Source organism: Halobacillus shinanisalinarum (assembly GCF_022919835.1).
GTDB classification, from domain to species: Bacteria; Bacillota; Bacilli; order Bacillales; family Halobacillaceae; genus Halobacillus_A; species Halobacillus_A shinanisalinarum.
In genome coordinates this window covers 1,279,660-1,292,661 of sequence record NZ_CP095074.1, presented here as the reverse complement: position 1 = coordinate 1,292,661, position 13,002 = coordinate 1,279,660, and the positions used below count along the sequence as shown (strand labels likewise).

The 13,002-nt window shown below is 40.9% G+C and carries 11 protein-coding genes; 10 read left to right on the top strand and 1 reads right to left on the bottom strand.

The features are described from left to right. Positions 1-36: 36 nt before the first annotated feature. Entirely contained in the window at positions 37-1,356 is a 1,320-nt protein-coding gene (gene rpoN / locus MUO14_RS06580; protein ID WP_244754453.1) for an RNA polymerase factor sigma-54, read from the bottom strand. 399 nt (positions 1,357-1,755) lie between these two features. On the opposite strand from rpoN, the gene MUO14_RS06575 reads away from it, so the two are divergent. From MUO14_RS06575 to MUO14_RS06530, 10 genes are all read left to right on the top strand, one after another. After that, positions 1,756-2,967: an acyl-CoA dehydrogenase family protein gene (locus MUO14_RS06575; RefSeq protein ID WP_244755490.1), complete on the top strand. Its 1,212-nt coding sequence runs from the start codon at positions 1,756-1,758 to the stop codon at positions 2,965-2,967. A 112-nt stretch (positions 2,968-3,079) separates the two neighbouring features. Next, positions 3,080-3,412, top strand: coding sequence for a DUF3870 domain-containing protein (locus tag MUO14_RS06570; RefSeq protein ID WP_244754452.1), 333 nt, complete (start codon positions 3,080-3,082; stop codon positions 3,410-3,412). Positions 3,413-3,648: 236 nt separating this feature from the next. Continuing rightward, positions 3,649-4,914 (top strand): hypothetical protein, encoded by a 1,266-nt coding sequence (locus MUO14_RS06565; RefSeq protein ID WP_244754451.1) that lies wholly within the window; start codon positions 3,649-3,651, stop codon positions 4,912-4,914. 54 nt (positions 4,915-4,968) lie between these two features. Then, entirely contained in the window at positions 4,969-5,220 is a 252-nt protein-coding gene (locus tag MUO14_RS06560) for a hypothetical protein (RefSeq protein ID WP_244754450.1), read from the top strand. Further along, complete coding sequence (locus MUO14_RS06555) at positions 5,181-6,665, top strand: sigma-54 interaction domain-containing protein (protein WP_244754449.1); 1,485 nt, start codon at positions 5,181-5,183, stop codon at positions 6,663-6,665. Before MUO14_RS06560 ends, MUO14_RS06555 begins: the two co-directional genes overlap by 40 nt. A gap of 524 nt (positions 6,666-7,189) precedes the next feature. Further along, complete coding sequence (locus MUO14_RS06550; RefSeq protein ID WP_244754448.1) at positions 7,190-8,338, top strand: acyl-CoA dehydrogenase family protein; 1,149 nt, start codon at positions 7,190-7,192, stop codon at positions 8,336-8,338. A 54-nt stretch (positions 8,339-8,392) separates the two neighbouring features. After that, a complete protein-coding gene (locus tag MUO14_RS06545; RefSeq protein ID WP_244754447.1) occupies positions 8,393-9,658 on the top strand; it encodes an MFS transporter in 1,266 nt (421 codons plus the stop codon). A gap of 54 nt (positions 9,659-9,712) precedes the next feature. Continuing rightward, positions 9,713-11,344 carry a long-chain-fatty-acid--CoA ligase gene (locus tag MUO14_RS06540; protein ID WP_244754446.1) on the top strand — a complete coding sequence of 544 codons (1,632 nt, stop codon included), beginning with the start codon at positions 9,713-9,715 and terminating at the stop codon, positions 11,342-11,344. After that, the gene (locus MUO14_RS06535; RefSeq protein ID WP_244754445.1) at positions 11,334-12,197 is read left to right on the top strand and encodes a 3-hydroxyacyl-CoA dehydrogenase family protein; all 864 of its coding nucleotides are present in this window, start codon (positions 11,334-11,336) and stop codon (positions 12,195-12,197) included. Before MUO14_RS06540 ends, MUO14_RS06535 begins: the two co-directional genes overlap by 11 nt. 24 nt (positions 12,198-12,221) lie before the next feature. Continuing rightward, positions 12,222-12,995 (top strand): electron transfer flavoprotein subunit beta/FixA family protein, encoded by a 774-nt coding sequence (locus MUO14_RS06530; protein WP_244754444.1) that lies wholly within the window; start codon positions 12,222-12,224, stop codon positions 12,993-12,995. The last annotated feature ends 7 nt before the right edge of the window (positions 12,996-13,002 follow it).

Sequence of the window (13,002 nt, the reverse complement as noted above, 5' to 3'; positions counted from 1 at the left end):
TCAAACTAGGGCTTTTTATCATGAATTCCACTGGAGCTAGAAGCTAGACCCCTTACGCTTTGATGATGATAGAATATTTAATTCTTCTCTATACTTAGAGATCGTTCTCCGTGACACCTTAACCCCTTCTTGATCGCTAAAGTATGCTGATATTTTTTGATCTGAAAGTGGTTTTCTCTTATTCTCATTCTTAACTAATTGCTTTAGCAATGCTTTTACTTTAGCCGTAGAAGTTCCGATCTCGTCTTTTCCAAGTTTGGAGGAAAAAAACATTCGAAGTTCAAATGTCCCCTTAGGTGTTTGGATGACTTTATTTTTTGTTGCGCGGCTGACCGTTGATTCGTGAACATCTATTTCCTCTGCAACGTCCTTTAACGTAAGCGGTTTAAGTGAAGCAGTACCGTTGTTTAAAAAATCAATTTGTTTATCGACCATTACCTCGGTAATTTTTAAAATAGTGGCCCGCCGTTGTTCGATACTATTTACTAACCATAAATATTTTTGATAATGTTTTTTCAAGTAGTGGGATGTTTCGTTATTTTGCCCAAGGTATGATGTGTATTGTTTGTTCATATTTATAGTTGGTGTGAATTTGTCGTTAAGTGAAATGGTATATTTGTCTTTCACCTTTTCAATGATAATATCTGGAACCTGATATCTTACGGGTACGTGATAAATATCTGCACAAGGTTTAGGATCAAGGCTTTGTATGAGTGTAACAATAGATTTCACCTCTTCAAGTGAAATCTTGAAGCAGGAAGCAATTTCCTTCCATTTATTATTAGCGACCAGTTCGAGATAGTCGGTGATTACTTGCTCGGTCATTCGTTCGTTTGGGTGATACGTTCGTAATTGCAGCAGCAGACATTCCTTTAAACCTCTGGCTCCAACACCTGCTGGCTCGAGTTGTTGAAGGAGATCGATGGCAGATATGGCTTCTTGTTCAGGTACATTTAATAATTGCGAAATCTCTAATGTACTCAATGGTAAATAGCCATTTTCATCCAGGTTAAGGATTAGATAACGCAATATAGTTCGTTCTGTTTCTTCAATATCAAGAAACTGTGCTTGTTGTAATAAATGCTCCCACATCCCTTTTTCTTCACTTTTCAGATAGTCAAGTGGGTTTACTTCGGAATGATGACTTGAAAAGTTAGATTGACTTTTAGAAATAGGAACGTCTTCCTTGAACGAGATCTCATGATTATTTTCTTCCAACTCAATCAGCGGGTTTTCCATTGCCTGTTCCTGTATGAACTGTTCCATTTCAACCGTACTATATTGAAGCATTGTAATTGCTTGGTTTAAATCGGGTGTCATCACCATCTTTTGTTTTTGTAGAAGTTCTAATTTCAATCCCTGTCACCCCTTTGAATACGCTTACAAAAAATGTATCTGTACTGGTGAGCCATTGTATATCCCCTTGAAGTTTTCTTCGTCAGTTGACGTCTTTCTAATAATAAAAGGCTTTACATTTATTATATATGTTTTTGTCGATCATTTCATTTTATAATTTTTAAGCTAGACAGAAAATTAAAATAATTATATAATGGTTATACAATGTTCACTCCTAGAAAGATAACCTCTTTCATGATCAGTGAACCCGAGATTCCGTTTAGCAAAATGAATGACTACGACTGTGAATCTTCGTGTCCTCATTATCGTGGGGAGTTTAACGTGGATCTAAGCCAGTTATATCAAGCTTTTTTGATATGGCTGGCTTTTTTACTTTAAAAAATTGGAGGGTTTAGGATGATGAACTTTGAATTAACGGAAGAACAAGAAATGGTTAGAAAAATGGTGCGGCAATTTGTGGATAAAGAAATTAATCCTTATATACAGCAATGGGATGCTGAAGGACACTTTGAGCCGTCGATCATGAAGCGATTAGCTGATCTTGATTTAATGGGAGTTTGTATTCCTGAACAATATGGTGGCAGTGGAATGGACTATAATACACTGGCCATAGTATGTGAGGAGTTAGAGCGCGGAGATACAGCCTTCAGAACCGCCGTGTCCGTCCACACAGGATTAAATAGTATGACACTATTACAGTGGGGAAATGAAGCACAAAAGCAAAAATATCTCACTCCGCAAGCGAAAGGGGAAAAGGTCGGAGCATTTGGCTTAACGGAGCCCAATGCTGGCTCTGATGTTGCCTCGCTACAGACAACGGCTGTCAAAGATGGCGATCATTATATTTTAAATGGGCAAAAGACGTGGATCTCGCTTTGCGATCACGCCGATCACTTTCTCGTTTTTGCCTATACAGATAAAGATGAAAAACATAGAGGGATCTCTGCCTTTATTGTGGAGAGGACCATGCCAGGCTTTTCCTCCAAAGCGATTAAAGGAAAATTGGGGATTAGAGCCGGAAACACAGGAGAATTATTTTTTGACAGTGTGAAGGTGCCAAAAGAAAACCTTCTTGGGGAAGAAGGGGAAGGTTTTAAAATTGCTATGGCCGCTTTAGATAACGGCAGATTTACCGTCGCAGCTGGTGCTTGTGGTCAGATCCTTGCGTGCATTGAAGAGAGTATTAACTACTGTCATGAAAGAAAAACCTTTGGAAAAGAAATCGGAAAACATCAGTTAGTCCAACAAATGCTAGCTAAGATGGAGGCAGGTTACGAAATGTCTCGTCTACTTGTCTTTCGTGCCGGTTCCTTAAAGAATCAAGGAAAAAGGAATACGAGAGAGACATCACTGGCTAAATGGCAGGCTTGTGACTATGCCAATGAAGCGGCCAACGACGCTGTTCAAATTCATGGAGCTTACGGCTATTCAAACGATTATCCAGTTGAACGGTTTTTGAGAAACTCTAAGGCACCTGTTATCTACGAGGGCACAAGAGAGATTCATACCGTGATGCAAGCTGAATATCTTCTTGGATACCGATCAGATAAGCAACTGTCCAACTCCTTACCTGTTTGGCCTTTTGAAGAAACGAAAGAAGAAGTGAAATAGAGAAAGCCATGAATATGTGATGAGTTTCCCATAATCTACTTTGTAAAGAAGGAATTTTTTAGATAAAGGAAGAATTGATTAAAGACGATCATTCATACAAAGGGGTAGAAAAATGGGAAACTCACAGATACTTTTTATTGCCGGCCATGCAAGATTGCCTGAAGGAATGGCGGCCCAAAATATGTATGAAACCATTACGGTCACTGCCGAAGTGGATCGTGTATATGGAGTTGTTTTAGAGGCATCATGTACACTAGCTACTGAGCATGGCAGAGACTATATCGGAAGGATCTTAAAAGGGTTTAGTCTGCGTCATAATATAGAGGCAGCTATTACATGCATAGAAGAACAGTATTATGGAAAGGCAGCGAATGCGATTATTGCTGCATTAAAAGACTTACACTATCAATTTCAGCAAGTGAAACAAGTACAGTCTCCCCGTTAGAGTGGGTTATCTGTAATAAGCTAAATAGCCAGAACAAAGCTTTCGCTGAAAGACCGGCGAAAGCCTTCGTTTTTGTGTCAGAAAAAGAATGGGTGAGATGGGTGAAAATGACCTATATGTTTAGCATTCAGAAATGGAAAGCAATTATTATCTTAACTATGTGCTTTCTATATATATTTCACTTCTTTTTCCCATCGGAACCGCTTTTTTACCTGGTGTCAAGTTTTGGGGTTTTTGTGTTTTTAATCAGTGCGTTTTTTGTTCGTGGGGTCCCAAAGTACGTTACTCTGACGTTACTGTTACTAGGTTTTGCAATTAATGGGATCTACAAGGAGCAACCAATTATTGCGAGCCTTCAGGGGATCCAACAAAACCTGCCGCTTTTAACCTTAATCATCCTAGTGCCCATGCTGTCGCTCCCATTAAAGACGGGCGGCTATTTCCATTCACTCAATTATTTTATAAAAAAGTGGGAAAATAATCCTAGACTTGCTTTCTTCGGTCTTTCCAGCTTTATTGCGTTAATAAGTCCGATCTTAAATATGGGTTCAGTCAAAATGGTTCATGAAATGGTTGACAAATTAAATATTAATCCAATGATCCTAGGCAAGTCTTATTTAATTGGGTTTTCATCCGCTATGCTTTGGTCACCTTACTTTGCTTCAGTGGCTATTGTATTACACGAAGTAGGAGGAGAGATTAGCAGATACATAGGAATAGGGTTGACTGTAGCTATCATTCAATTAGCAATCGGGAACCTATTATTCAGGAACTCCTCCAAAAAGTTGTATTTACCTGATGACGAGAAGGATGATAAGGAAGGAATGGAGGCTTTTGGGAAAGAGGGAGGGAATACAAGTACCCATCTGAGAATTATTGTGAAGCTTCTTGGAATGCTCGTAGCTTTAATCACGTCTTTATTAGTACTAAAATATCTTACTCACCTTTCCATGCTTATGCTCGTCAGTTTAATAGCAATCATCATGCCAATCTTGTGGGGAACGCTCACTTTTAAATGGAAGAAGCTATTCGATGAATGGAAAAATTACACCCGATCTGTTTCATTGATGGATAATGAAATTACATTATTTTTAAGTGCCGGATTATTTGGAAGTGCTATCACAAATACGGTGTTTGCTGATTGGATTCAGTCTTTTTTGATGGGATTTGCAGAAGCTTCCCTCTTATTATTTGTTCTTGTGATTTTTGTGGTTGTCCTCATATTTGCCTTCGTGGGTGTTCATCAGATTGTAGTCATCCCGATTCTGGCTGCCCAAGTTTCAGCGACAGGTCTTGGTATTTCACCGGAATTTTTAGCTCTCATTTTCATTATTTCCTGGTCAATGACGGCTGTATTGTGTCCGTTAAATGCGATTAATATTATTGTGAGTAAATGCCTGCGGCGTAATGGGCTGACCATAGGTTTTCGGTGGAATGGTGCCTATATTATGAGTTTGGTCAGTTTGGTGATCGTCGCGATTACTGTCTACGGATTTTTGTGAAAAAGCGTCAGTTATCTACCTAGAGAAGTCCTTAAAAAAGGAGGCGGTGAAACAGTGATTCTCATTGATGTAGTCGAGCAAATTCCTCTTCCAGCTGTCGTCATTAATCAAGATGGACTCGTTCTTTCCTATAATCATTTGATGGAATCTAGCTTACAAGGGAAAATGGAAACAGGGGTAAGCTTGAAGGATGCTTTTTCACGGTGGGAAACGAGTGCCCGTTCCAAAATTATAATGGCAGAGTCCATGGGAAGCGTTTTGTTTTTATGGAGGGTTCCTTACATGCCTCGAATGATGTTTTACTGATTGGTACAGAAACATCGGAACTGTCTGCACTAATAAACGAGAACAAAGAGCTTAAAAAATTGACCCGAGAGTTAGATGCCATTATCGAAAATTCATATGACGGTATTTATATTACTGATCATACAGGGGTAACATGGAAAACGAATTCAGCAATCGAAAGAATCACAGGCATCCCGAAGGAATATTATATCGGTAAACATGTGGATACTTTGATTAAAAGGGGAATATTAAAAAGCTCCGTTACTCCTAAGGTGGTCAAACAGCGGAGGACGGTTTCGCTCGTCCAGGACAATTATGCTGGAAAAGAAACCCTAATCACGGGAACCCCAGTTTTTAATGAAGAAGGGGATGTTGAAAAGGTTGTCACCAATATTAGAGACTTATCGGACCTAAATGAACTGCAAGCTGAGTTAAGTAAAGTGAATGAGCTAAATGATAAATACAAGAGAGAATTGGCTTTGCTAAAAAATAAGTCGGATCGGTTAGATGGCATTGTTGTGAACAGTGAACGAATGAAAATGATTTATGACACGGCTGACCGAATAGCAGATGTGGATGCCACTGTATTAATATTAGGGCAAACGGGTGTCGGCAAAGACATTCTCGCCAAACACATCTTCACAAATAGCATGCGTTCAAAGGAAGGAGAGTTTATTAAAATAAATTGCGGTGCCATCCCACCTGACCTCTTAGAATCTGAATTATTCGGCTATGATGGCGGTGCTTTTACAGGGGCTAATCGACAAGGGAAGCCTGGCATGTTTGAGGTGGCAGATAAAGGCGTGCTTTTTTTAGATGAAATTGGTGAACTACCATTAATGCTTCAAGTTAAATTACTGAGGGTTCTTCAGGAAAACGAGATTCAAAGAATTGGCGGAACAAAGCCAAGAAAAATAGATGTTCGAATCATTGCCGCTACGAATCGAAATTTGAAGGATATGGTGGAAAAAGGTGATTTTCGTGAGGATTTATATTACAGGCTGAATGTGCTGCCGATTTCTATTCCGCCGTTGAAAGACCGTCGGGATGACATTTTACCGTTGATCCAAACTTTTTTAAAACAGGCGAATGAAAAGTACCATATGACCAAAATGATAGACAGCAAGCTGAAGGATTTCTTTTTCACCTATGATTGGCCCGGAAATTTAAGAGAACTTTCCAATCTGATTGAAAGATTGGTTGTGACCACGCCGAAAGACATCATAAAAATGGAGAATCTCCCCTCTGAATATAGTGAATCTAATGAAACGGCTATAAGTCCAACCCCTATTGTGTCATTAAAGGAAGCAGCAGAAATGGCAGAAGCGAAAGTGCTGCGTCTAGCGGTAGAAAAATATCCGAACACTTACGAGATGGCAAAAGCATTAGATACAAGTCAGCCGACAATTGTTAGAAAGTTGAAGAAATACAACCTTAATTGTAAAAAAGGGGAGGAGTATGAATGAACATTGGTGTTGCTGGGGCAGTAGGTTGTTAATTTGGCGGGTTACTAAAAAATGCAGGTTATCAATTCATAGAGAGAACGATGACTTACATATTACTAGTGAATTTACCGATAACCCAAAGGACCTGGCTAGCAAGCAGATGCCCTCGAAATGGCCACACCAACACTCCAAACCATTTACGGCATTCTAAACTTTATGGACAAACAATCATAGAAGCCGGAGCCGATCTGGTTTTCCTGAGGGGATAACCAAGTATTTAATTCATTTATGAATCGGATCATTCATTTTTAAATCATGCACGAACCCTTTAAATCGTCAAAATGATTTGCTTTTGAATTATCGGTGTCGATTTGAAAATGTAGAAGCTATATAATTTTCTTAATTTTTAAAAACTAAAATTCTTGACTTATGGGCTAAGGCTGCAATTTGCAGTCTTTTTTATATGCTCTTAAAAAGGGAGTTTCGATTTGGCATGATTATTGCATTCTAAACAGTGACGATAAAAACAGGAAGGGTGTTCTAACATGCCGGTTACAGTGACAGATGAGCTACAGCAAATGAAAACGATGATTAAGAATTTTGTAGAAAATGAAGTCGAACCGTATGCACAACAAATTGAAGATGAGGATGCGATTCCACAGCATTTAGTTGAGCAGGCGAAAGAACTCGGGTTGTTTGGCATGAGCATTCCAGAAGAATACGGAGGAATTGGTCTAAACACAGTCGGGAAAGCGACAGTGCTAGAGCAGCTCGGGAGAACACATAATGGATTTGTTTCTTTAATCAGTGCTCACACAGGAATTGGCAGCACCGGGTTAGTGAAACTTGCCTCTGAATCATTGAAACAAAAGTATCTACCAGATATGGCTGCTGGAAATAAGATTGCAGCATTTGCCTTATCAGAACCAGGTGCTGGCTCAGATGCGACAAATTTATCAACCCAAGCTGAGAAAAAAGGGGATCAGTGGATTGTTAACGGGACAAAGCATTTTATTACGAATGCACCTGTTGCAGATGTATTTACAGTATTTGCCCTAACCGATAAGGATAAAGGTGCTAAAGGCGGGATTACAGCATTTTTAATAGAAAAAGACTTTCCGGGGCTCATTGTTGGTAAAAAAGATAAGAAGATGGGGCTGCGAGGATCCTATACTGCCCAAGTCATTTTTGATAACTGTATTGTGCCGGAAGAGAATGTTATCGGTGAAGTAGGCATGGGGTACATGAACGCTTTAAAGATTCTCGGTGAAGGCCGTATCGGTTTGGCAGCGAGAGCAGTAGGCTCTTGCGATAAGTTAATTGAACTGTCAGCAAGCTATGCCAAGGAACGCATACAGTTTGGGCAGCCGATTGCTAACAACCAAGCGATCCAGTGGATGTTAGCCGACATGGCGACCGAAACAGAAGCTGCCCGGACTTTAACAATGATGGCGGCTGAGAAGGTGGATGATGGAAAGAAAGTAATTAAAGAGGCATCGATGGCCAAACTGTTCGCTTCCGAAGTATTTAATAAAGTGGCCGATAAGGCTGTTCAAATCCATGGTGGGATTGGCTACATAGGGGAATACCCTGTCGAGCGTTTTTATCGTGACGCAAGAATCACGAAAATTTATGAAGGTACGAATGAAATTCAACGGCTGGTCATCGCTAGACGTATTCTTGAAGAAAATTGAACGGGAAAACCGATGCCTTACATTTAACTAAACTTTAAGAAAAGAGGGGTTCACATGCGTTGGGTTGTTCTCGTTCTCTTATTCTTTGGAATGATCATAAACTTTGCAGACAAGTCCATCATCGGTCTTGCTGCTGTACCGATAATGGAGGATTTAAATCTTAGTTACGCCGAGTGGGGGCTCGTCGGAAGTGCCTACTACTGGCTCTATCCTGTAACTGGCATTGTGGGCGCCGCGATTGGTGACAGATTCGGTGCTAAAAAGGTGCTTGGGGTCATCATGCTTGTATGGGCGGTGCTACAATTTGGGGTGCTGGCCGTTGCCGCTTTACCACTATTAGTTGTTTATCGTATTTTACTAGGTGCTTTTGAAGGTCCCTTTAGTCCGATTGCCTATAGCCATGCGAATAAATGGTTCCCGCCAAAGCTCCGGGGTTTCGCCAATTCAGTGGTTGTATCTGGAGGAACTGTAGGGGCGATGATTGTTGCACCTGTTCTAGTTGCTTTAATTAGCATTTTTGGGTGGAAAATAGCTTTTGCCTGTTTAGGAGCGACCAGCATTGTCTGGGCAATAGCCTTCCAGTTTTTGACGAAGGAAAACCCTGTTAAAGCTTATGAACAAACGAAGAAGAAAAAGAAAGCTAAGTTAGAAAAATTAAAGCTTAAAGATTTCGGGAGATTACTTGTTTCACCTCCAGCCTTGTTTACGACACTAGCCTATTTCTCCACCTACATTTTAGTTGTATGGATTGCTGTGTGGCTCCCTGTTTACCTTGTTGAAGTCGTAGGGATGTCTCAGGGTCAAATGGGATACGGGGTGATGATTATCGGGATCGCCTCTGTGCTCATTTATATGGGAGTTTCCACATTATCAGATCGTATGTTTAAGAAGAATCAGAATTGGCGTATATCGAGAGTTTATGTAGTAGGGACATCTATGATTATCGGAGCAATATGTTTGGCCTCTATTATGATTTTTCAACATCCGGTTTGGGTCGTTGCAGCGATGTGTATTGCCAAAGGATTAACTTATGCAATTTTGCCGATTGGTCCAACGATTATGATCAATGAACTCCCTGAAAGAGGGGGATTGATGACTAGTATTTTAACCTCATCAGGGAATATTGCTGGAATTGTTGCCCCTTTGATTACTGGATTTATCCTCAATCTAGCTGGAGCAGATGAGATCTTAGGGTACAATCTTTCTGTATTGTTCATGGCGATTCTCGTTTTTATCTTTGCGATTTTATTTTTAACATTAGTGAAACCAACTATCCGTAAACAAGAAGAATCATTGGAGTCACAAGCATCTGGAAATTAGACAATCGTTTGGAGTAGTTAAGATATCTTTTCAATCTGTTAGGAGGGACTATTTATGCAAGGATTAACAAGCCGACCTTGGCATAAGTATCACCACGGACAACGGTTTCAATCGGAGTTTCCTGAAACCTCTCTTTATTCAATTTTGACGGAATCCACAAAGAAATATGGAGAGCATACGGCGATTACTTTTGCAGGTGAGGCAATGACTTACCATGAATTGAAAAGCCGAACGGATCAATTAGCAGGAAGCTGGCAGAAAATGAACTTTAAAAAAGGAGAACGGATTGGATTGATGGTTGGCAATCATCCCGATTACATTGTCTCCTATTATGCAGCGCAGTCGCTCGGGTTAATTGTTGTTCAACTCAATCCTTCGTACACAACAAGGGAACTGCTGCAAATCTTAACGGATGCTGATGTTTCTTATATCGTGGCAGATGCCACCTCGTTACAAACCGTTTGTGAAGTCGATAAGCTTTATTCCTTTAAGGAAATGATCGCTTCGCAAGTAGACATATCTGAATGCCGTGATCGATTTTGGCAGCTGGAGGAGTTAGTTCATTCAGATACAGTACTTGATTCTCCTGCATCAGTGGACATGGAGGATGTGGCTGTGATTCAGTACACAGGAGGCACGACAGGCAAAGTAAAGGGCGCTATGCTGACCCAGCGTAATTTAACAACAAATGTCTATCAAAGTTTTACGATGTATAGGCAAAGGGCAGTTCTAGGTGGGGAAACGATTTTGACCGCTACACCGCTCTATCATGTTTACGCGATGACCAGTGCTATGAATCTAGGGATCTATATGGGGGCCAATATATTATTGGTTGCGAAATTTAATGTAGATGACGTGATGGATCTTATAAAAGAATACCAGCCTACTTTCTTTCCAGGCGTACCAAAAATGTATATATCATTCGCAAACTACCCAAACGCAGAAACCTATGGATTAGATTGTTTCAACGTTTGCTCCTCGGGGTCTGCCCCACTGCCTATTGAGGTGATTAAAAAATTTGAAGCTGTATCCGGTGCGAAAATTCTAGAAGGGTTTGGCATGTCGGAAACTTCACCGACCACCCATCGAACGCCCATTAATGGAGAAAGGAAAGTGGGAAGCATAGGCATCCCCGTCCCTGACACAGATTGCTGTATTGTTGACCAGGATCAAAATGTGCTTGAGGCCAATTTTGTTGGTGAATTAGTAATAAAAGGTCCCCAAGTCATGAAAGGGTATTGGAATAACGAAGTGGAGACGAGCCATGCCCTACAGAGCGGCTGGCTGTTTACAGGTGATCTGGCGATGATGGATGATGACGGTTACTTCTATATTGTAGGAAGAAAGAAAGAGATGATTATTAATGGTGGATTTAATATTTATCCGCAAGAAATTGAAAGCGTTTTATATGAACACCCAGATGTAAAGGAGTCCGCTGTTGTAGGGATACCTGATCGGGAAAAAGGAGAGGTGGTAAAGGCTTATATTGTACCAAAGGCCGGTCATACCATTGATATCGAAGAATTGAAAGGTCATTGTTACCGTAATTTAACTCGTTACAAAGTTCCAAAAAGGTATGAAATTATGGACGAACTGCCTAGAAACACAGTAGGGAAGCTTTTAAAGCGAACACTTGTTGAGGAAGAAAAGAGGAAATTGGAGGAGGAATTAAACAATGGCAATTAATGAGATGGAGACAGTTGCCGTGATCGGCGCAGGCGCAATGGGTTCACAGATTGCGATGGTCTGTGCTCTTAAGGGGTATAGCGTCATTCTAAATGATATTGAAGAAGATAGCTTAACAAAAGCAAAGGAATCGCTTAAGGGTCACATGAATCGCCGCATTCAAAAAGGGAAGCTGACTGAACAACAGGTTGAGGGTGCCTTTGGACGACTGACCTTCGATGCCAATCTTGCGTCTGTTAAGGATGTGGATCTTGTCATCGAAGCCATTGTGGAGAAGCTTGATGTGAAAAGGGAATTGTTTGCAACACTTGATGAAATTACGCCAGACCACACGATTCTTGCTACAAATAGCTCAACCATCGTCAGCTCAAAAATCGCCGATGCAACGACAAGGCCAGATAAGGTCTGTAATGTGCATTTCTTTAACCCCCCACTAGTGATGGAATTAGTTGAAGTTGTCAAAGGACCGCATACCTCTGATGAAACGGCCCAGGCTGCCTATGAATTTATTGAAAAGATAGGGAAGGCTCCTGTCCTGTTAAAGAAAGAGATTTCTGGATTCATTGCCAACCGTATCCTTGGGAAGTTAATGGATGAAGCGCTCTTCCTTTTGGAAAATGGATACGCGACCCATGAAGAGATCGATACCGTCTGTACAAAAGCATTAAACCATCCGATTGGTCCCTTTGCCTTAATGGATCTAACGGGCATTGACGTGAACTATTTTGTCAGGATGCAACGGTACCAGGAATCTGGAAACGAATCAGATAAACCTGCAAAGATCGTAGAAGAAAAGGTGGAAAAAGGTGATCTTGGGCGTAAAACAGGCAAAGGTTTTTACCAATATAGCTAAACGGAAATTGAAGGAGGATGAACTATGAATCTATTTGTACTTATGAAACGCACGTTTGATACCGAGGAAAAGATTGTCATTGAAAATGGTGGGATTGCCGAGGAGAGTGCCGAATTTATCATTAATCCTTATGACGACTACGCCATAGAAGAGGCTGTTCAATTAAAAGATGAACACGGTGGGGAAGTGACCGTTGTGACGATAGGCGGTGAGGACGCAGTAAAGGAACTGCGGACCGCACTCGCGATGGGAGCAGATAAAGCCGTGTTGATTAATACGGAAGATGATCTGGAAGACGGGGATGCGTACACAACAGCTAAGATTTTAGCGGAATTTTTCAAAGAAAAAGAGGCGGATCTGATACTGGCTGGAAACGTCGCTATTGATGAGGGCACAGGCCAAGTGGGTCCAAGGCTGGCTGAATTTCTCGGGATTCCATCTATCACTACGATAACGAACCTTGAAGTAGAGGGAGATCGAGCTGTGATTGAACGAGATGTGGAAGGTGATGTCGAAAAAATTGAAGCTGAACTGCCTCTGCTAGTTACGGCACAGCAAGGGCTAAACGAACCTCGTTATCCTTCTCTTCCTGGGATTATGAAGGCGAAGAAAAAGCCGCTTGAGGAGCTGGAATTAGATGATCTTGACCTTGAGGAAGAGGATGTCGAAGCTAAAACAGAGACAGTAGAAGTATTCCTTCCTCCTGAAAAAGAGGCTGGAAGAATACTAGAGGGAGAAGTGGGCGCACAAGTAAATGAATTAGTGTCATTACTGCAAAAGGAAGCAAAAGTAGTTTAATAGAGGA